Here is a 19,950-nt window from a genome sequence, read left to right on the forward strand (position 1 = left end):
AAGATGGCATTCGGGATGTTACCCAGCTCAATAAAGTGATTAGTGCGGAGATTGCTTCTTATTTACCTAAAAAAAGTCGCTGCTGTTAATGTAGAGATGAAGGCTGAGATTCACCAAAGCACCTCGCTTGAAAAAGAGATTAGCGAGGTGGTGGCCTCCTATTTGCCAAAAATTTAATAGTCGCCATGTAAAGTTTTTAAAATAAGTCACTAATTACTCATTTTAAAAACGCCAAAGGAAGCTCTGACCATCGAGTGGTGTAATGCGGTGACTTTAATTGTCGCTTCATTGACCAGGATTTTCTAAACCCTTCGGCGGCCAGCCGCATGGTTCTCGGGCCATATTTTTGATTGATACAATCAATCAATTTCATCACTTTTTCAGTTTCAATCATGTCCTCATCTGTGGGTTGATGGAATAAATCCATTTGCCGGTATTGCTTATCAATTAAATCTGCCATTAACACGCCGCATTTATGGTACTGAATGCCTTTGCGATAAATTTTTTTTAAACAATGTTTGGCGGCCGTGGTGAGATATCTCACATCATCTGTGGGATTGACCAGTCGAAATCCGATTGAATTGGAGTATTGCGCTAAATCCTCACGAAAGGGATTTGAGCGAACAAAGACGGACAAATGTTGGGTAATGAGTCCTTGGCGTCGCATTTTAGCCCAGGCAGTTCCGCAATGATGACTAATGGCTTCTTGAATAAATCCAAAATCAGATTGTAGACCGCCAAATGAACACGAAGACATAATCGATTGTTTTGGCGCAATTTCCTCTAACTCCAAACAAGGTTTTCCTGTGAGTTCTAAGACCGTGCGCTGCAACACTACATTAAAGCGGTCTTTTACAAATCGAGGATTTAATTTTGAAAGCTCAAGTGCATTGGTCACCCCAAAGCAAATGAGCTTTTTATACCACTGGCGACCCACACCCCAAATGTCATCGACTTCCATATGGGAAAGCCAGCGCTCTTCTTGGTTAGTCACATTAAACACGGGAATTTTTAGTTTCTTTTTGGCTACATGATTGGCTACTTTAGCTAGCGTTTTGGTGCGACCAATGCCAATGGATACGGGAATGCCCGTATACCGGAAAATGGTTTTTTGAAGGTCTGTACAAAAAGTATCAATTTTGTCTTCAGCTAAAGTTTTTAAATTTAAAAACGCTTCATCGATGGAATAAATTTCCGTGTCTGGCCAATTGGCTTCAATGACTGTCATCACCCGATGGGATAAATCCCCATACAGGGTGTAATTGGATGAAAACACCTGGACGTTGTGTTCTTGGCAAAGACCTTTAACTTCGAAGTAGGGGACGCCCATTTTTATGCCAAGTGCCTTGGCTTCATTCGAACGTGCCACCACACAACCGTCGTTGTTACTTAAAACGATAATAGGGAGGGTGCGTAAATCAGGCCGAAATAGACGCTCACAACTGGCGTAAAAATTATTGCAATCAATGAGTGCGTACATGTTTAGCCTGCCTGGTGAATGACATGGGTAACCACACCCCAAATGACTAAATCCTGTGAGTCAGTAATATCAATCGGCTTGTAGGCTTTATTGCCTGGCATAAGTTTAACTTTGCCGTCTACTGTGGAAAGTGTTTTTACGGTGAGCTCGCCATCAAGGGCTGCAATCACAATTTTTCCATGGGTAGGTTCAATGCTTTTATCAACAATAAGCATGTCCCCTGATTGAATGCCTGCATCAGTCATCGAATCGCCTGCTGCAATTAAAAAAAAGGTTGAAGCAGGGTGTTTAATTAAATGGTCGTTTAAATCGAGGTAAGATTCGATATAATCATCGGCCGGGGAGGGAAAGCCTGCTCGGACTTTAGAGCTATAAAGAGGTAGGCCTTTAGATTCTAATAAATAGTCTTTAATTTCCTCAATGCGAGATATTGGAACGCGAATGGTTTTTGTTGCCTCGCCATATTTGTTGCTACCCATGGGGCGTCCTGCTCCAAGCCTTTTTCCACCACGACTCATACTGCCCTCGTTATTCTAATTATTGTGACATTAATCAAATCATAGAAGGCAATATATCGATTGTAAATAGCCCAAACTGTCTATTCCTTACCAACCCCATTTAAGTAGCCAGATTAATCAGAAAAAAAACTTAAAAATATTTTTTAAACGATTAACCTTTGGGTGGGAAGGGGTCGTTGCCATAACTGTCTTTACTTAAAATGGCACCGTCTTTACCGTGAATGAATAATTCCGTTCCTTCGTCACGACTAAATTTACGAGCCGCAAGAATCGCTTCCTTTTGGGTTTCAAAATGACGAGTAGCACGTTCGGCATTTTCTCGTTTTACATCCCAACCACCCATGCTCTCATTGGGTAAAACATGATAATCCTTAGGTCTCATTCTAACTCTCCTTTTAAAATGGTTTTTCTATAAGTTTAGACGATTAGATAAGTCGATGATTTTTAATTGATTACTAGGGTCTTTTAAAAACGCATTTAAAATTTTATAGGTATCGCGGTCTATCCGCTGAGACTCTTTTTTGTTGGCAAGATTGAAGAGTTCCTCTTTTGAGGACGTCTCCCCTAAAAAACACCAGTGATTAAAGACCAAATAGTTCGTAAAATTGGAGCGCTCTTCGATGGCAATGGGGCCTTGATAGGGCCATGCAAAGTAACTAAATTGTTGCAGGGCATGAGCAAGTCTTTCATTATAGCGGTGAGGCTCCTCTTCCGCCACGCAAGCGCCATGACAACGGCGAAGGTGATAGGCAAAGCAGGATGAATTGGATTTTTCAAGGTCGCAAAGTTTTGCACAAAGAACATGTTCTTTGACTAAAGAGCGAAGTGTTGATTTGGCGGCAGTCACGGTACTGAAAGAGGCCACACAATCGTCATGGTCGACTTCGATAGGGTTTGTTGTAATCAGTAACTGATTGTAGGAATCCTTGGTGGTTATTTTTAATCCCACTAAATTTTTCTTTCTGCGAAGCTTGCGATTAAATAAAGGCAGTTTTTCTTTCACCAGTTTTGATTCAAGTAAGAGTGCGCTTAATTCACCGGCTGTTTCAATGTATTCCACGCGGTGAACTTGTTGAGCCATTTTAAATTCCTTTTCATCGCTATAATCGGCTTGAAAATGGGAAAGAACTCGCTGCTTTAGATTAATACTCTTCCCAATATAAATGGGTAAGTCGTTTTTATCTGTGTAAAAAAGATAAACACCCGGTTGAGAAGGAATGGTATTTAAATCGGTTATGAGTTTAGAGGGTTTACTGGATTCGTTATAAATGGCCTTTGCTTTTTCTAAGAGCTTTGACGGTGAAAACTCGTCCATTGCTCGTTGTAAAAAGGCATAAAGGAGTTGCACATCACTTGCTGCACGGTGTCGTTGCTCGTGAGGTAAATTTAAATGCAAGAGTAGCGAGCTTAAATCGTGATGGGGAAGGAGGGGATAACAACTTCTTGCGAGTTTTAGAGTACAAAGCACTTTCGTCTGGTATCGATAGCCACAGCGTTTAAAGGCATTTTTTAGAAAGCCATAATCAAATCGGGCGTTATGTGCCACCAAAATACAACCATTCAGTAAATCAAATAAATCTGAAGCAATGGCTTCAAAAGGAAGGGCGCTTATTATTTCTTGCTGGGTAATGCCTGTTATTCTGGTAATTTCTTCAGGAATGGTGGTTTGAGGGTTAACCAACGTAGCCCACGTTTTTTCAATGCCTTTTTCACTTAAAATAATGAGGGCAATTTCAATGATTTCATCGCGGGTAACTTTTAAACCGGTGGTTTCAATATCGATTAATGCCCATCGAAATTGCATTGACATACTACTTGTCGTTAAAAAAAGAAGTCAATTGTAATGAAAAAGGGCTTTGAACTAAACCCTATTATGCGAAGTTAAGAGCTTCTATAAGCGTGTTTGAGTCTTAATAACAGTGAATGAAGCCACCGAGTGGGAAGGGAATTTATGTATAAAAAGAATAACTTGTTGTAAAATAAATTCAATTTCGCATACCACCCAACGCCATAGCCACCTAAGAAATGATATGAATGACACAATATTGGATAACATTCTCAATCATCCTGATTACAAAGTTCTGAAGCGTATTCCTAATTAATTTAAACGTGAGTCATATCAAGATCAAAATTTATTTATGGCAACCATTATTGATCTTGAAACCATGGGTATGGATGCTAAAAATCATGAGATTCTTGAAATTGGTCTGTTATCGTTTTCCTTTTCAACAGGCGATGGTATTGTTGAAGTCATTGGTTCTTACAATGATTTAAATGACCCGAATAAGTTAATTCCTGAAGAGATTACCAGAATAACAGGTATTACCAATGAGGATGTAAAAGGCAAAGCCATTGACCGGGACACGGTGTATCAAATGCTAAAGCAATCCCATTTAATTATTTGCCATAACAGCCGATTTGATCGCAATTTTTTAGAATTACAAACCCCAGAACATGTTGGTAAATTGGTCGAGAAAAGACATTTTGGCTGCACTCTTCAGGATATTGATTGGCGCAATCGAGGCTATGAAGCAGCAAATTAGAATACCTTAATTTTAAGTTGGGCTATTTCTATGAAGGTCACAGGGCAATTGTCGATTGTTGGGCAACACTCAATCTTTTATTGCAGGAGCAGGGTGCTTTTGAGGAATTAAAATCAAAGGTGAAAGCGAAAGAAATCTTGTTGTGCGCCGAGAATGCAGCATTTGATAAAAAGGATTTATTAAAATCAAGGAATTATCGTTGGTCCGATGGTACAGGAACTTTACCCAAGTGTTGGTGGTCAATTATATCTAATGAGCAACTACCGAATGAAAAAGCTTGGTTAGACGATCAAATCTACTGTCTATTGGGTGCTTCTGATTCCTTACGAAAAATTGAAATTACAGCGTTTAAAAGGTATTCCTTTCGAGCAGAGCGAATTGAATAGCGAAGCTGCATTCAAAAGAGTTGAGAAAAAAATTATAAAAGGATATATCAGAGCTAAGACTTTTATAATTAGTGAAGGAGTGGATACATGAGATTCATTCAATGTGCTCCAAATCAATAGTCTCTTCCAATATCATAAATTAGAAATATTAGTATCTATCGAGTACAGTAGCCAGCTTAGCTAAATAGTATGTATAAATATCCTTATAGCTGCATTTTTTTGAATGTAAATTTTACATGCCTAAAGTTAAAGAGGAATTTCTAATGTATTTTAAAATCTTAAATAGATACTCATGGTTAATTCTTCTGGCTTATTTAGGCGCAACATTTTCAATGCAACTAGATTCGCATAAATTTTCATTTGAAGCTTTTTTATTTGGTTTATCATTAATTTTGATTATGGTGTATTGGTCAGAATATGCTGCCCCTTCGGAAAAGGTGGATGAATCCAAAATTGACAAAATAGAGGTGTTTCTCAGGGACTTGTTCTTAATCAGTTATAGTTTGATGCTTGGGGATATATTATCTTTGTTGTTTCAGTACGATAATAGTGACATGAGAGGCTGGTGGACCTTTTTTTTATATTTTAGTTTTTTATGTAATGTGGTGTTCGCCTTTGCTTTTTCACTAATCGCTTCAATGATGAGAAATCATAAAATGTACACAATTATTTTTTCTTGTATTCTTTTGACCGTGTTTACCTTTTCAAAATTCTGGCCCTTATATAAATCAGTACTGTTTTTAGGTGAAATAAATACTTTTTTAGTTATCATGTGTTCCCTAATAGGTATGCATCTATTAATTGCTATCGTTTTCAAATTAACCGAAATAATTTTTCCAAAGTTGTTAAAGTAATTAATTTACTTCCTTTAGATATCTGGGGTTAAATTCGCCTTCTTTTTAAAAGTATAAGTTATAGCAAATTGAAAAAGGAATATTGTTAATTAGAGTTTTCTGCCAGTCTTTACTTCATGAGCAATATGATATTGAGCTGCAATTTTTGTATAAGCACCAATTGAGGTATCTCCGTATAACCTCGACTAATATTAGTACCGGCTTGAATTTGGACATAATCTTCAATGATTAATTTACCTTTATGTGGAACGGTTATTAAATTACCATTCTCATCTACCGCACATTATAATCCTTCAATCCCAAGGTACAATGTTCATGAATTATTACATTCTTACCATGAATTACATGGCAGAATAATGACACTGTGGTGAATAAAATTATTAAGCCTATATTGTCTAATCAGTGCTTTAATGGATTCTAATGTTTCAATAGAAGTGATTGTTTTTTTGATAAAATTCTCAAAAGCTAAGATGTTATTTTTGTATAAATATTTCGTTAGTGTACTGCGAAATTAGTAATCTTTGATTATGAAAAACTAGCTTTAGGCACTTATTTACCCAAATTTTGTTGTACGATATTATCGTTATTAAACATTGAAGCTACTGTATAATAACATTTTCAGTGTGATCAGAACTTTATCTTTGCTTATCAAAACAAAAAAAGTAATGACTAGGGGAGCACATTTTTCCATTACAGTTAGAAACTAGATAATCGAAAGTTATTTCTTCCCGTGGTTTTCACATAATACAAAGCTTCATCGGCTTTTTTGATCAAAGTATTTAGGTTATTACCATCATCTGGGTATAAGCTTATACCAATGCTACTTGTAATTGAAATTCGTTGTTGTTTAATTATTATAGGTTTTTCTATGGTATTAAGAATTTTTTTTGCAATTTCTATAACTAAACCTACATCACTTAGCTCAGTAAGAACAATAATGAATTCATCTCCTCCAAATCGGGCAAGTATATCAGTTGATCGAAGAGATGATTTTAATATTTGAGCAATTTCTATGAGTAAAAGATCTCCTATATCATGCCCTAATTTGTCATTTATTTTTTTAAAATGGTCAAGATCCATAAACATAATGGCAATTTTCTTTTGGTGGCGTTTTGCATAGGCTAAAGCATGATCAAAAGATATTTCTAATTTTTTTCTATTTCCCAATCCTGTTAAAATATCATGATGTGCGATATGGATGAGTTCTTGCTCCGCTCTTTTTTGGCCATCAATATTCTGAATTTGTGCGATAAAATATAGGGGCTCGTTTTCATTGTTTCGAATTAAAGCGCCGCTTAGTAAAATCCATATAATGCTACCATTTTTATGAATGTAGCGTTTTTCCATATGATAAAATTTTATTTGACCGTCTAATAATTGTCGTACATAACTTAAATCTAGATCTAGATCTTCTGGATAAGTAATAGATTGAAAATCAGTTTGTAATAATTCTTTTTCTGAGTACCCAACAATCTGCGACAGTGATTCATTTACTTTTAGCCATCGCCCTTCTAAAGAGACTATAGCCATACCAATAGCAGCAGAATTGAATGCACAACGAAACCTAGACTCACTTTCTTCTAAAGAGTTATTCATTTCTAATAATTTATTAATTAAATTATAATTCTCGTAACGTAATTTAAAATTTTTATTCAGTAACCTATAACCCATCCAAGACACAATGAATAAAAAACAAAAATAAATTATCATGGCGGTTCCCAGTAACCAGTAGATAATCCCATTTTGATAAAATAGCCAAAAACTGAGTGGGAAGGTGGTTAATGAAAAAAATACTATACTCACTAAAAAATTTGGCTGTAGGATATGTAGGCCACCAGCGGTTACTCCAACAATAATAATGATAACGAGCATTTGGTTTAATAGAAGCCCATAAGGTATAAGTACCGAACCTGCTGTCCCCCAGAGCACACCATAAATAATTACTAGACTTATTATTGCTTTTAAATAGGACTTTAATGAAAAGGGGCGATAAAAATTAAATAAAAAGAGTGCGCCATGCAAAACAAAAACTGATTATGCGGTCATAAACCAAATCAATAGGCTTTTTTGATTTACTACTTGATGAATGCCTAAATATACTAATACGATACATGAAAAATTAGCTGGGATGCTTAATAATAAATTCTTATTTAATAACATTACGCGATCAGAAAATATTAGTTGATCGATGTTTTCAACATTTCTTTTGATATTTTGCATCTAGATCTTCTATAAAGAGAACAAAACATTTTTATATCATAGTAAATAACCTAATCTAGAATTGGAAGAGACCACTTCCTAACAGTATTCTTTGTAGAAGATTCTCATAATAATGGTGGTTGATTTTAATAACTTATTGATTTATTAACTGAATTACTATTTTGTTCTATGAAAAATTGTTTCTCCTCCTACTGAGGTTAATCAATGAATAATTTCATCGCTCATATTTCTCCTTCGATAGCATTTTACACTTTAATTAAATAATAAATGGCAGGGAAATATATATGAATTAATGTTATTGATATTTGAGCTAGATAACGTACCTTATCCATCACAAAGAAGGTATAATGGGGAAAAAATAAAAATGAGACCCTATGAATTTCCTGGACGAGCAAAATTCGAAAAATCGAAAGTTTGTGATAGATAAGATTTTCCACCCGTTGGATGTTCATTTTGACACCAATTCACTTTCTGCGTGGTTGACTTATTATTACTCAGTGCATGTTAAAGGTGCCCCTGAGAAAACTGAACAAGCAAAGATGAAAGACTTAAGTAAATTTATAAATTTCTTTCAAATGGAAGTAGGGCATGATTTGGTGGATAGTTGGACGCCGGCTGTCAGCAAACATTTTCAAAAGCATTTATGTAAAACAATTTCTGAGAAAACGGGCAAACCTTACAAAGCGACTTCTATTAATAGAACGATGGCAACAATTCGCCATGTTGGTAGATGGCTTCATCAACAACGTCCTTTATTAGCAGGCGACCCTTTAACGCAAGTTAAAGATTTGCAAACTGATGCACCGGATTGGAACGGACTAACTTCGCGTCAATTAATGAGACTAAAGTCTGCTTGTGAGCAACGTATCAAAAGCTGTACTCGCAAAAATCAAAACCCATTAATGGAAACAGCACTTTTTTATTTGTTACTTGGAACGGGTCTTCGTGAGTCCGAAGTGGTTTCTTTGAATGTTAGACAATATCGGCAAAAGGGTTTGTGCGATGTGATGCGTCACAAGTCAAAACGCATTAGCCAAAAAATTCCATTATCACAAGAGAGTAGGGCGTATTTGGATCAATATCTTGAAAAAAGACAAGCTCATGAAGAAGAACCATTATTTATTACGCGCTATGGAACACGCTTGCAAACGTTAGATGTTTATAGAATATGTCAGCGAGTTTTAAAACAGGCTTTGGCGTTTTTGCCCGAGAATGAGAAATTTGAATTTACTCCACATAAACTGAGGCATACATTTTTAAAAAAAGTCACGTATAAACATGGAGTACATTTTGCTCAGGAATTGAGCGGCAATGTTTCAATTAAGGAAATTTTTCGTTATGCAAAGCCTAGTCAGGATGAGATGCAATCAACAATTGAAGAATTATTTATATGAAGGTTTCCTCTTTTTTTATTGCCTGTCATATAAATGTCTGAAAAGTGTCAGGATGGAGTGGTTAAATTCTTGTTAAATTGTTCCGACTCCAATAAGTTGAGAAAAAAATGAAAATTGATAAAAACATTATAAAACAATTGAGGCTTAAACAAGGATTTACTCAAGAGCAATTAGCTCACTATTGTGGTTGCAATCAAAGAACCATAATGAGAGTGGAGAAAGATGGAACTTGTAGCCAAGAAACCCTTAATGCATTAGCGGCTGTTTTTGGAGTAAAAACTTGGGTTTTGATTGGAAAAAAAAGTATTCAAAGATTTCCACAAAATGTTAATGGAGAAGAGCAATATTTAATTAGGCTGTATAGTGGAAAAATGATTATTGAAACATTCATAAATTCAATAGCCTATAAAATAGATTATGAAATACCTAAAAACACAAATGATGCGGAATTCGTTGCTAATGCTATTCAGGAAATAAAAGATTGGGGTGAGTTATGGAGTGATTTTGACATTGGTGAACAAATTAAAGCCTCAACTAGGCTAACCGAACTAATATCAGAAATAGAAGAAAAGGGTTTTGTATTATTTGGACTAAGAACAAAAGAAAGACTAAACATTTTCTCTCAAGAAATTGAGGGATCGATATGCAATTTATTTATATGTTATCAAGATAACGATAATATTGTTATTCTAAACTCAGAAAATCTCGATCATAAAATGTGTTTTTAACCGTTTGTCTATTGATCAATTAAATAAAAACCTTATGCCAAAGTACATTTGCAACTAACTTTAGTTGCAAATGTCGTAAAATTTTACTATACTAATTGCAACTAAAAATGGTTGCAAATAAATGACAAAAATTGATAAATTACGTCAGCGCTTTTTAAGCAAGCCTAAAGATTTCACGTGGGATGAATTGAGGGTTTTGCTAAAGAGCATGGGATTCGAAGAATATAATTCTGGGAAAACAAGCGGTTCAAGAGTTAAATTCATTCATACTCAATATGGTGACATCATGCTACACAAACCACATCCAAATCCCGAACTAAAGGGCTACCAAATTAAGCAAATTTTAGCTCAGTTAAAGAAGGAGGGCTTATTATGAAAAATATGTTAAAGCATAAAGGCTACTATGGCTCCATTGAGTTTGACTCAGAAGACTTAATTTTTTATGGAAAATTGGAATTTATAAATTCATTGATTAGCTATGAAGGTGAAACAGCAAAAGAAATTGATAAAGCTTTTAAAGAGGCAGTTGAAGACTATCTTATAAGTTGTAAAGATAGGGGCATTGAACCAGAAAAACCTTTTAAAGGTTCTCTTAATGTAAGGATCGGTCCAGAACGACATGAAAAAGCAACACTTATGGCAAAGGAAATGGGATGCTCAAGTTTAAATGACTTTTTTAAAATAGCTTTAGATCATGAATTTGAAAGGTATCTTAAGACGGTATCTTAGGTGAAAGAGAATAAGTATGGAATTTAAAGGGCGTAGAGAACAATTTTTTAACCGCTTTGGTATTGAATATTCAATGCTAGGAGATGAAGCTACTGAATTTTTAAAAAATGGTATAAAAAATTCTTTAGAAAATATCGACATGAAGCTATCCGAAGAGCAGACAAGAAATTATTGTAACCAATTTGGTTATTCTGTAACTTTTAAATATGGCCCGGGCGGAAAATATGGGAATAATATTTTTGAATGCATAACAGAAGAAAAAAATTTTCATGTTTATCTTTTTAAATTGGAATCCTTATTTTATTGTAATTTTAGTTATGACTTTCATGGAAACAAAAGAAATCTTGTTAAAGAAAACCTGTATAAAGAAATTAAAGAGATTTTCATAAACTCTACACTTGACTTACTTTTTGTAAATTCAAAAAATGATTATTTTATAATGCCATCTGGCTCTAAATATTTGGATGAAGAAATTGTTATCAAGGTATTAAAATTTCTAAATAAAAATGCCCACTCACACTTTATAACTGCTTTAAAATTGTACTCTCAACGAAGCTCTGAATCTTATATTAAGTCAGCTGAAAGCGTTAGAAGGACATTAGAGGAGCAATTAAGAGAGGTTTTTAATAATCAAAAGGGATTAGAGAGCAATATAAAAGAATTAGATCAAAAATTAAAATCACTTAGCAAGCCAAATGAAATAAAATCTATTTCTCATAAGTTTTTTGATGCACTGGATAAGTTATTTAATAATCATACTAAACATAATGACGGTGATATAAATGAAGCTGAATGCGAACTTATAATCTTACAGGCAGGATTACTTTTAAAATATATTGATAAAATTCAGTTCGAAATAAAATAGTTCTGTGGTTAACCATTCGCATGCTAAGTCTGATTAATCCTAAACTCAGACGTTATAATTATTATATTTTATGGAGTTCTCTAAAAAATCGATATATAAAAAATGAACCGATTATAAAAAAATAGAAACCTGCTAGCCAAATACCAATTAGCGGATCTAATAGGAATCCCAAAAAAATAGATGCAAAAAAGATACATTGAATTAATGAGGTATGTGCCAAAGCCTTAAAGTTCATTCTTGCTCTTCCTCTCACCTTATTTAATGAAACAAATGATTTAGATAAACTAGATCATTGTAAAAATTATCAACTAATAGAATAGAAAAAAAGCTATTAAAAATCAAATAGTTTTTTAATTTCTTTTTTGGATATTATCCACGTCCTTCTTTGTTTTAACGATATGGAAATGAAAAAATTTATATTATTGCTAAGTGTATTAAGTACAGCTCATGCTGGATTTGATGGATTAACACATCACAGCAGGGCAAATTGTGTGGGATTTAATGAAAGTATTTCATGGTGGGCTGGCCATAACTTTAAAGGCAGAGTAATTAGTGATCATTACCCACATGGAAGAAGTGGAAAAAAAGATTATCACCGCCTGCAAACTGGAAAAGCTTTAACATGGAGGCATGCAGCACTTCATTCAACGGAGTCCTATGGAGGTGATTACATTGTGATTGGCTATCATTATCTCTATAAAAATGATAAAGAAATTTTAGTTCAATGGGAATCGGTTTCTGATTGTGCAATTTATGATGGATGGTGGGATGTATGAAAAAAATAGTGTTGTTTTTAAGCTTAATTGTAATTAAAGCACAAGCTGGAATTCCTCCAGAAATTGAGGCGTCAGTTAAAGAGAATTTAGTTAGCCAGGGCTTCTCTCCTGATGGTGGCGCTGTAATTGTTCCTCGAAGTGCATTAAATATACCCAAAGATATGGTTGAAACAGGCAGAAGGAACTTAGCTGAACAAAAGAAATTTGGATTTTATAAAGAAGAAACGGATATTCCTAAACAAATGCTGCAAATGAATGAAACAGTAGATATAAAATTAGTTGTTTCAGATAAAGATCATAATTCTGCAAGTTCACGATTAAAAAGAAGTATATCTCAAATAAAACTCGGGTATGACTTTATTCCTATTCCCATGTCTGAGATAACTAAAAATCTTGGTTTTTCAGCCAATGGCGGTTACAACGATGGATGGAATGGAGTAAATCAATTTTTTATTAAAGATTCTATTGGTACATGTGTATACATGGAAAATAACATCAAACTTTCTCATGCTTCTGCAAAAATAGCTGAGGATAGTGTTCGCTATGATGTGAATGAAAAAATTACTACTTTAGAGGTAAAGGGCACAGATACATCAGGATTTTTGTACACAGTTGAATGGTTTGATTCTAGTTATTTCAGAAGTCTTGAATGTGCAAATATAAAACACTCAGATGAAATCACTCAATCCGTTATTAACTTAGCTCAAAAAATAGATATCAAATGAAGAAACTGCTTTTTTGTATGATGATTGCCTCGCAAGTCCATGCAATGACTGTATTAAGTGAAAGGGTTTGGTTGACAGGTCCCTCACCAAAGGGGAAGTCGTCAATAGTATCTACAAATTTATCTTTTAGTGCTGATGTTGCTAAGGCTACCACAAAGTTACTTGATCAATTTGGTTATCAAGGGATGGCTGTTGGAGCTACAGCAACCCATTCTTTCTATACTTATAATGGAGATGGGGGCTCAGGTATTCACACTTTAAGAGCAAAATTTTGCGACAAGAGAAATAACTGTGTGAATTATGAAAAACGAATTCAACTCAAATGGAAGGAGTGGTACGGAGAAACGATAATTAATCAATTAACTATTTTTAGTGATTATATTGGTAGGGAACCTCTTTATGCTTATACAGCTGTTGATGGAATTCCATCAGCCAAAGATTATAAAGAAGGCTCCTTATTCCTGAAACCCTTTCCATATGATTAATTCTATTCCTTTCGAACGCTGTTGACAGGCAATTGATTCGAATTAATTTTTATAGGACATTCAAGCATATCTTCTCATTGCGGATTCCCACGCAATAGGAAGGGGGATGAAAGTGCAAAATTACCTATTAGGTCTGATTACTGTGATAATCAAACTTAATAACGATTATTGTTCCGTGGATTCAACTTGTTAATGCAACCGTACTCTTTTCATCATTAGTTTGGGACAAAAATAACATAGCTGGTTTTTTAAAGCCTAATGTTTTTCTTGGTATGTCGTTGATTTTATTCATAATTGTTATTAGTTGTTGTTGTCTGTGACTGTTTCAAAGCTAGCGCCTTTTTTAAATATTGTAATTGGTATTTTCATTGAGCCCGAGTTCCCAGCATGAATAAGGGTGTGCAAAGAAAAAATCAGTATTTAACTGCTCGGCTATTTCCCCATGTTTGGCGAATTCGCTGCCATTGTCGGCTGTTATCGATAAAACCGAGTACGATACAGCAACGTTTTCGGCAGTCTTTTGGATAACCTTTTTAAGAGGCGTAAGTTGCGTTTTACGTTGGGTTGAATTACAGAAACGGGGCAAAAAACGAACTTGGGTTCAGGTCTTAATTAATTTAGCACATTATTTTAGCATTCTTATCATAGATAAAGCTGATCTGGTTGGAGATAACGTACATTCTTTCTTTAATTTGCCTTCAAATTTGTAGTCTTGCCAATACCCAACATAGACTATATTGGAATGCAATTCTTGCTTGCCCCGTTTCTGTAATTCAACCCCAATCGACGCGATCTATTCTATACTTTAAAAAAACTTACTCGAGTGAAATATCATGTTTAAGATGTTTAATAACATTGCTGGCAGATTTAACAAACACAAGATTGAATCTCCATATCTTTATATATGTAAACTCGACAAGGCAATAGATAAATTGCAACAAGTTGTTTTTCAACAAAAAAGTAAAAAAGACTTAGTGGAGGCAACGGGTAAAATAATCCGATTAGCTGGGCAACTATCTTTAACTGATGCTCTCACTAATTATCATGCACCATCAAAGGATATTAGCTCGCGTAATTGTGCTGTAGTAGCCACCGCTTATGGGTGTGTAACAGCAGCTTTAGAAGGAACTAATGAATTTAGTGATTGGTTAGAAAAATACCATAAATCTTCTCGTGTTGCTCAAGGAAAGGATAACTTTAAAGAAATGGAATATTATGGGCATTTACTTGATATTAGTATACACAAGCAGTTTAGGCGCAAAAAATTATCTGATCCTCAAATAGATCCTCCTAAGGATACTGACCTTTCATCGAAGCAATTTTGATAATGTCGTAATCTCTTAGTGCGGTAGTTAAACTCCCATTATATTTACTCTGGAAATATATAATACGGTGTATTATAATACATAGTATTATAAATTGGTTTGCATTCATGAAACACTTAAAAATAAAAAAATTTAATAATGAAGCAAAAAAAGCTGGATTAAAGGATGAAATCCTTATCGAAACTTTAGATGGTTTTATTAAGTTAAGCAGGGATGAGCAATTAAAATACTCATTAGGGGCTGGACTCTATAAATTAAGAATTGCAACTAATGAAGGGCGAGGTAAAAGCGGAGGCTCAAGAAGTATCTTAGCTTTTAAGAAAGATAATGGAATTTATTGGCTACATTTATTTGCCAAGAATGACAAAGGAAATGTTACAACTTCCGAGCTTAAAAAATTGAAACAATTGGCTGATATCATGCTCGGACTTACTGATGACCAAATAAATAAGTTAATTAGTTTAGGTGAACTGTGTGAGGTAAATAAAAATGTCTAATATACAAGATACAATTAATGATCTTGCGCAAGGTCTTTACAAAGCTGAAATTATTGATAAAAAAACATTAAGAAATCTTACTGATCAAGATTTGCCTGTTTTACATGAATTTACTGGAGAGGAAATACAGCAGTTACGAAAAAAACAAAAATTAAGTCAATCTGTATTTGCTAAATATCTTAATGTTAGCCCCGCAATGATCCGTGGATTAGAACAAGGAAAGAGGCATGCTCATGGCGCAATACTTAAATTACTCAATATCGTAGAAAGGCATGGTATTGGTGGTTTGCTTTAAGAGTCTTTGACTATGACAAATACAGGGAATTAACGATAGTAAATCGCATTTTCATCGTCGGCATCCGATGGGATGCTTTTTATGAGGAGGCTGTACCTTGTTTTGGGGGTCTGTTTGCTTATTCTGACCAAATTAAAGTATAAGGAAATAGAGCCCTCCATTTATTAGCATTTTTAAAGATAATAGTTTCGAAGGATTTCTTTTGAGAATATGGGTAGGGGATTCTGCAACTTAGATTCAACTGATTAGTGCAACTCCTGTATTAAAACAATAGGAAGTTTACTAACTTCTTCTGTCTTTTTTATATACAAAAGTTGCACTAATCAGTTGAATCTAAGTTTAGACATAGTTTTTCAAGCTACTTTAAAACCAATGGGAATATTAAGGTCGATATAGGTTACGAATCTCTACTTTTTCACTATCATTGCGGATTTCGATTGCACCCTAGGGCGGAATTTCATTGGGATTATTTGATTGAAGAGTTCTTAACTCATGAGAAATTTGGTAAGGCAGCTTATGAACGATGGTGTATATCGCATTTTGATCCAACTGCAGCCTCCAAATTACTGGAAAAATCATCAGCGAATGATGTACTGGCCTTTTACTACTCCTTGTATGCTGAAGATAAAGATCCAACTAATCGCGCCTATTTACGTGAGAATTTAGCAGAACTGGGAGGGTTAACAGGGTACTTATCCCAGAGTGCGGTACTTCAGAAGAAGGAAGAGTTTTCTATAGACATTGAACCAATTAGCCAAACCTCTTCTGTTGCACCAGGTACATTTTTTATTCAGCGGGTTCAATTAGCGCGGCAGCCAAGGTTATAAAAGATGATAATAATAATGTTCGAGTGAATAATGCTCAACCTGGGTAACTTAATTCCTAGAAGGCAAGATCATCTAAGGATTTTTCTCTTTTGGAAATTTTTGTCTCGCAGCGCAATTTCCGGAGCACTACGCCAAATAGGGTTTTCCCATATCCAGCGCAAACTGGTAAGGAGTTTGTATGAGAACTTTAAACCTTATTGCTACTTAAAGTAATCGAACCTACAAACTGTCTAATTTTACTCTTAAAGATGGTTTAGTAAAAAAAAAATCTTTTAATGCATCCTGTTTACCCCAATCATCTTTTAATATGAATTTGGTAACCCCCAGCTTCAACATATAAAGCTGATTTAAACATTAATCAGACTTAATTTAACATTACACTCGCGCTTCTTTTTCCATTAAGGCTCGGTGGAAAATCAAGCTCAAATAATCCTATTCAAATAGTGTAGATTTGCCACGCGCTCTGTGGCGAATTTGCAAAGTAAAATTATATAATATAGTTTATTGTAAACTCGGATTCCCTATTTTTAATTAAAAGCTTCTTTCTGAATTGTGCCGACACTGTCGGCATTATAGAAATAGTTAAAACATCAATTATCAACTAGCTAATGCTGCTAATACATGTTCAGGATCTTTATTTATTGCGCGAAGAAGAGCTTTTGCGGGACCTGTTGGCTCTCTTCTTCCCTGCTCCCAATTTCTTAATGTTCCAATATTTACATCGATTAAATGACAAAATTTTTCTTGGGTTAGACCTGTTTTTTTTCTAATTTCTTTTACATGAACAGCATCCACTACGAACTCACGTGAAGGAACACGCTCACCATCAATAATTTCGTTCATCTGAGTCATACTTTCGTATAATCGTTCAAATAAATTTTTATCCATGATTACCACCGTTCATTTAATTGCCGTAACAGTTCCTTTTGATCTGAAGATAGATCATCTTGAATACCTTTTTTATAAATAAGTAAAAGTCTTATCTGTGAAGCAAGAGTTACATAATAATAAATAATTCTAACACCGCCTCGCTTCCCTTTGCCTTGAGATGACCATCGAACCTTTCGCCCGCCGGTTTGCTGAATTAAGTCTCCAGCTAAAGGATTATCAGCAAGATACTCTTGAAACTCAGCATATTCCTCATCAGATAACAATTCTTTCACGTCTTCTGTAAAAAATGGAGTTTCAATAAAAATCATAGCTATTCTTATTTTTCTTTGATGATTAAAGTATATAAGTTGAATTAAAGTAAGTCAATGGCGTAGTTATGACTGTATATAGGCCCTACATTAAGACTTCTGCGCTGAGGGGCCACTTGGATCCGCTTTCAAATCATAAAGAATTAAATGAGATCTAATGGGTCGAGAATTACTCGATAATTAAAAATCAAGATAAGCGCCAGCCCATCGTTTCGATTCGAACTTCGTCTTTTGTTTACTAGCCTGCAAATTTCATTTTATGTGACTACAATCACTCCGAGCTGAACAGATTACCAAGCTAATTTTAACCATATTTAAAGTTCCTAAAATTATTTTGTGTCTATTATTTTAATTTTTATTGATCACAAATCTTACATATTTTAAATTCTATCTTAATATTCTCGCAGTGAAGTAGCTACTCAAGGTATTATAGGAACTCCTTTAGAAATCAATCTAAATGAAACTGAAATCGATTTTTTAGGCAGCGAAGATTTTAAAATAACCTCTGCTGAACTTAAAATGATCATGGGCAAGCATGGTGCCAGAAATCAGTTACTGTTTGCCGTACTCTGCAGTACTACAAAATAAAACATAAGTTACCTGACACACATAACGGCCTCGTATCTTATTTATCTAAAATTATGGCAGATGAAATTAAAACAGAAACTTGTTATTTTCATGAAATGATACCAATCACCAAACAGTAAAGCGATTCAAGCAGGCTATTCGAAAGATTTTTGGATACAGAGAACCAACAGATGCAGACAGTATTCAATTTATTGACTGGCTTGTTTCAGAGCATTTACCTAAAATGCCTAAAGAGCATGAGATAGCAGTTGCGATTAGAGCATGGTATCAATCAGCTAAAATAGAACCGTTTTCTGATAAACAGCAAGAAAGATATCTGGATTCAGCAAGAAACAAGTTTGAAATGCAACTGTTTAAGAGGATAGTTAGTCGGTTGAGCAAAAAAGATAAAGAATATATCGATTCGATTTTGAATCGTGCACTTGAACAGCTCAATGAAAAGCAGCGCAGCAAAGAAATAAACTTAAATACGCTAAAAAAAGGAATTCCTGGAGCTAAACTCAAGCATGTTCAATTTGCTATTGAAAAATATGAGGCAATTCTGCCTTTATGGCTTCCAGACAGCATTATAACAAGCCTATCCAGAAAAATATTGCTCAAATGTTATGACCGAATTATGGCCTATTCCCCTAGCCACATCAACGAATTGGATGAGTGCGCAAAATATGCCATGGTCACCATATTTTGCCATATTCGCGGGGAGTTATTAGCAGATAGTCTTGGTGATTTATTTGTAAAATTACTCAGAAAAATTGAGAAATCGTCTGAAAATTATGTGAACAAAACTGTTGTTAAAGAGATCAAGCGAGTAGAAGGAAAGCTTGATATTTTATTTAAATTAGTTGAAACCTCATGAGATAATCCTGATGGGGTAATTAAAGACACCATCTATCCTGTGGTTGATATAAAGACGCTCCAACGATTAAAAGAGGACTTAAGTCATCGTGGTCACTGGTATAAGAAGCAAGTTCGAACTAAAATGCGCTCTTTATATTCGCATGGCAGCAGGACTGAACTCCTCGACTTATTATCTCTTTTAAAATTTAATGCACACGATGATGAAGGCAAAGCATTGCTTTCTGCAGTTGAGTTTATTATCAAGCATCGAAATGCGACAGGAGATTTATACGCGGGAGATGAGCAAGCACCATTAACCCATGTTATTCCAAATGATTGGCTTGATTTTGTGGTCGAACATCGAATCATTTCTATAAGTGCGAATGACCTGGTTATGATTTTTTTTCAGTCCGTAGAAGAACGGCATGATTATCTCATCATTTTACCGATATGCAATCTTCTGTTATCGAGCTATCTGTTTATTCTTAAATCAAATCATTCCACCGTTGTTAACAAACTGAACTATGAGATGGTTGTTTGTAATGAAGTGAGAAAAAAACTCAATTATAAGGGAATTTGGCTTGATGAGGGTTATCGTTATCGTGACCCTAAAAAAGATACACCCGCCGATTTTGTGAAAACAAAGCGAAATATTATAAGGAACTGGGTCTCCCAATAG

The 19,950-nt window shown here is 34.7% G+C and carries 23 protein-coding genes and 1 pseudogene; 17 read left to right on the forward strand and 7 right to left on the reverse strand.

The genetic code is table 11. The annotated features are described in order from the left end of the window. Positions 1 to 217: 217 nt before the first annotated feature. The 4 genes from LHA_RS04900 to LHA_RS04915 form a co-directional block, all read right to left on the reverse strand. Positions 218 to 1,480, reverse strand: a complete 1,263-nt coding sequence (locus LHA_RS04900; protein WP_045105543.1) for a Y-family DNA polymerase — start codon at positions 1,478 to 1,480, stop codon at positions 218 to 220. A gap of 2 nt (positions 1,481 to 1,482) precedes the next feature. Beyond that, positions 1,483 to 1,998: a LexA family protein gene (locus tag LHA_RS04905; protein WP_045105544.1), complete on the reverse strand. Its 516-nt coding sequence runs from the start codon at positions 1,996 to 1,998 to the stop codon at positions 1,483 to 1,485. A gap of 151 nt (positions 1,999 to 2,149) precedes the next feature. Next, positions 2,150 to 2,380 carry a DUF2188 domain-containing protein gene (locus tag LHA_RS04910; protein WP_045105545.1) on the reverse strand — a complete coding sequence of 77 codons (231 nt, stop codon included), beginning with the start codon at positions 2,378 to 2,380 and terminating at the stop codon, positions 2,150 to 2,152. Positions 2,381 to 2,407: 27 nt separating this feature from the next. Beyond that, complete coding sequence (locus LHA_RS04915; protein ID WP_065238327.1) at positions 2,408 to 3,808, reverse strand: 3'-5' exonuclease family protein; 1,401 nt, start codon at positions 3,806 to 3,808, stop codon at positions 2,408 to 2,410. A gap of 328 nt (positions 3,809 to 4,136) precedes the next feature. Between LHA_RS04915 and LHA_RS17255 the strand changes: the two genes are divergently transcribed. From LHA_RS17255 to LHA_RS04925, 3 genes are all read left to right on the forward strand, one after another. Next, a complete protein-coding gene (locus LHA_RS17255) occupies positions 4,137 to 4,541 on the forward strand; it encodes an exonuclease domain-containing protein (RefSeq protein WP_231861977.1) in 405 nt (134 codons plus the stop codon). 17 nt (positions 4,542 to 4,558) lie between these two features. Continuing rightward, positions 4,559 to 4,927: a hypothetical protein gene (locus tag LHA_RS17260; RefSeq protein WP_231861978.1), complete on the forward strand. Its 369-nt coding sequence runs from the start codon at positions 4,559 to 4,561 to the stop codon at positions 4,925 to 4,927. 236 nt (positions 4,928 to 5,163) lie between these two features. Beyond that, positions 5,164 to 5,781, forward strand: a complete 618-nt coding sequence (locus tag LHA_RS04925) for a hypothetical protein (protein ID WP_156413540.1) — start codon at positions 5,164 to 5,166, stop codon at positions 5,779 to 5,781. 696 nt (positions 5,782 to 6,477) lie between these two features. On the opposite strand, the pseudogene LHA_RS16500 reads toward LHA_RS04925, so the two are convergent. Then, positions 6,478 to 8,001: pseudogene (locus tag LHA_RS16500) on the reverse strand (diguanylate cyclase domain-containing protein). Between the two features lie 374 nt (positions 8,002 to 8,375). On the opposite strand from LHA_RS16500, the gene LHA_RS04940 reads away from it, so the two are divergent. From LHA_RS04940 to LHA_RS05000, 12 genes are all read left to right on the forward strand, one after another. After that, a complete protein-coding gene (locus LHA_RS04940; protein ID WP_045105549.1) occupies positions 8,376 to 9,395 on the forward strand; it encodes a tyrosine-type recombinase/integrase in 1,020 nt (339 codons plus the stop codon). Between the two features lie 107 nt (positions 9,396 to 9,502). Then, positions 9,503 to 10,123 carry a helix-turn-helix domain-containing protein gene (locus tag LHA_RS04945; protein ID WP_045105550.1) on the forward strand — a complete coding sequence of 207 codons (621 nt, stop codon included), beginning with the start codon at positions 9,503 to 9,505 and terminating at the stop codon, positions 10,121 to 10,123. Positions 10,124 to 10,244: 121 nt separating this feature from the next. Continuing rightward, complete coding sequence (locus tag LHA_RS04950; RefSeq protein ID WP_045105551.1) at positions 10,245 to 10,499, forward strand: type II toxin-antitoxin system HicA family toxin; 255 nt, start codon at positions 10,245 to 10,247, stop codon at positions 10,497 to 10,499. Next, positions 10,496 to 10,852: a type II toxin-antitoxin system HicB family antitoxin gene (locus LHA_RS04955; RefSeq protein ID WP_045105552.1), complete on the forward strand. Its 357-nt coding sequence runs from the start codon at positions 10,496 to 10,498 to the stop codon at positions 10,850 to 10,852. Before LHA_RS04950 ends, LHA_RS04955 begins: the two co-directional genes overlap by 4 nt. Before the next feature lie 16 nt (positions 10,853 to 10,868). Continuing rightward, complete coding sequence (locus LHA_RS04960) at positions 10,869 to 11,717, forward strand: hypothetical protein (RefSeq protein WP_045105553.1); 849 nt, start codon at positions 10,869 to 10,871, stop codon at positions 11,715 to 11,717. Positions 11,718 to 12,121: 404 nt separating this feature from the next. Further along, positions 12,122 to 12,493, forward strand: coding sequence for a hypothetical protein (locus tag LHA_RS04965; protein WP_231861980.1), 372 nt, complete (start codon positions 12,122 to 12,124; stop codon positions 12,491 to 12,493). Beyond that, positions 12,490 to 13,218 (forward strand): hypothetical protein, encoded by a 729-nt coding sequence (locus LHA_RS04970; RefSeq protein WP_045105555.1) that lies wholly within the window; start codon positions 12,490 to 12,492, stop codon positions 13,216 to 13,218. The genes LHA_RS04965 and LHA_RS04970 overlap by 4 nt, the downstream gene beginning before the upstream one ends. Next, positions 13,215 to 13,703 (forward strand): hypothetical protein, encoded by a 489-nt coding sequence (locus LHA_RS04975; RefSeq protein ID WP_045105556.1) that lies wholly within the window; start codon positions 13,215 to 13,217, stop codon positions 13,701 to 13,703. The genes LHA_RS04970 and LHA_RS04975 overlap by 4 nt, the downstream gene beginning before the upstream one ends. An 833-nt stretch (positions 13,704 to 14,536) precedes the next feature. After that, positions 14,537 to 15,028 carry a hypothetical protein gene (locus LHA_RS04985; RefSeq protein ID WP_045105558.1) on the forward strand — a complete coding sequence of 164 codons (492 nt, stop codon included), beginning with the start codon at positions 14,537 to 14,539 and terminating at the stop codon, positions 15,026 to 15,028. A gap of 107 nt (positions 15,029 to 15,135) precedes the next feature. Next, positions 15,136 to 15,525 (forward strand): type II toxin-antitoxin system RelE/ParE family toxin, encoded by a 390-nt coding sequence (locus LHA_RS04990; RefSeq protein ID WP_045105559.1) that lies wholly within the window; start codon positions 15,136 to 15,138, stop codon positions 15,523 to 15,525. Then, positions 15,518 to 15,820 carry a helix-turn-helix domain-containing protein gene (locus tag LHA_RS04995; RefSeq protein ID WP_045105560.1) on the forward strand — a complete coding sequence of 101 codons (303 nt, stop codon included), beginning with the start codon at positions 15,518 to 15,520 and terminating at the stop codon, positions 15,818 to 15,820. The genes LHA_RS04990 and LHA_RS04995 overlap by 8 nt, the downstream gene beginning before the upstream one ends. 437 nt (positions 15,821 to 16,257) lie before the next feature. Further along, on the forward strand, positions 16,258 to 16,647 hold the full coding sequence (locus LHA_RS05000) for a hypothetical protein (protein WP_058393141.1): 390 nt from the start codon (positions 16,258 to 16,260) through the stop codon (positions 16,645 to 16,647). 597 nt (positions 16,648 to 17,244) lie between these two features. On the opposite strand, the gene LHA_RS05005 is transcribed toward LHA_RS05000, so the two are convergent. Together LHA_RS05005 and LHA_RS05010 are read right to left on the reverse strand one after the other, a co-directional pair. After that, positions 17,245 to 17,535 carry a helix-turn-helix domain-containing protein gene (locus tag LHA_RS05005; RefSeq protein ID WP_045105562.1) on the reverse strand — a complete coding sequence of 97 codons (291 nt, stop codon included), beginning with the start codon at positions 17,533 to 17,535 and terminating at the stop codon, positions 17,245 to 17,247. Between the two features lie 2 nt (positions 17,536 to 17,537). Continuing rightward, complete coding sequence (locus tag LHA_RS05010; protein ID WP_045105563.1) at positions 17,538 to 17,846, reverse strand: hypothetical protein; 309 nt, start codon at positions 17,844 to 17,846, stop codon at positions 17,538 to 17,540. 811 nt (positions 17,847 to 18,657) lie between these two features. On the opposite strand from LHA_RS05010, the gene LHA_RS05015 reads away from it, so the two are divergent. Both LHA_RS05015 and LHA_RS15955 read left to right on the forward strand, forming a co-directional pair. Continuing rightward, positions 18,658 to 19,290: a hypothetical protein gene (locus LHA_RS05015; protein WP_045105564.1), complete on the forward strand. Its 633-nt coding sequence runs from the start codon at positions 18,658 to 18,660 to the stop codon at positions 19,288 to 19,290. 39 nt (positions 19,291 to 19,329) lie between these two features. After that, on the forward strand, positions 19,330 to 19,950 hold the full coding sequence (locus LHA_RS15955) for a hypothetical protein (RefSeq protein ID WP_052673590.1): 621 nt from the start codon (positions 19,330 to 19,332) through the stop codon (positions 19,948 to 19,950).

This window comes from Legionella hackeliae, assembly GCF_000953655.1.
GTDB classification, from domain to species: Bacteria; Pseudomonadota; Gammaproteobacteria; order Legionellales; family Legionellaceae; genus Tatlockia; species Tatlockia hackeliae.